The sequence below is a fragment of the Salegentibacter lacus genome (assembly GCF_020164555.1).
In the GTDB taxonomy this organism is placed as follows: domain Bacteria; phylum Bacteroidota; class Bacteroidia; order Flavobacteriales; family Flavobacteriaceae; genus Salegentibacter; species Salegentibacter lacus.
The window spans coordinates 1-279 of sequence record NZ_JAIQZB010000092.1; the positions used below are offsets into that span (position 1 = coordinate 1).

Annotated in this window: 1 protein-coding gene; it reads right to left on the reverse strand. The window is 37.3% G+C overall.

All coding sequences use genetic code 11. The features are described 5' to 3' along the window. Positions 1–92 precede the first annotated feature (92 nt). Positions 93–279, reverse strand: a 187-nt coding sequence (locus tag LB465_RS18145; protein ID WP_224471323.1) for a hypothetical protein, incomplete at its 5' end; no start/stop codon positions are given.

A 279-nucleotide genomic window follows, 5' to 3' on the forward strand; every position in this document is an offset into this window, starting at 1 on the left:
TTCTTCGTTTTTACCTATTTTAATATCACAGTAGTTAACGATATTTGTGCCGTGTGGCGGCTGTAAAAGTTTCCCCGTACACAGGTATAATCCTATTCTATTTCTTCATTGGGTGAGATATTGCCACCTCTCTGATTTTTCTTTGGGTGAGATATTGCCACCTCTCTGACGACACATTTTTGAAAAATTCCCACTTCTGTTGAATGTTGAACTTCTTGGTGTTGCTGCACAACATTAAATGTTAAATATTCGATCGATAAGTCCACACTTACTGCATTT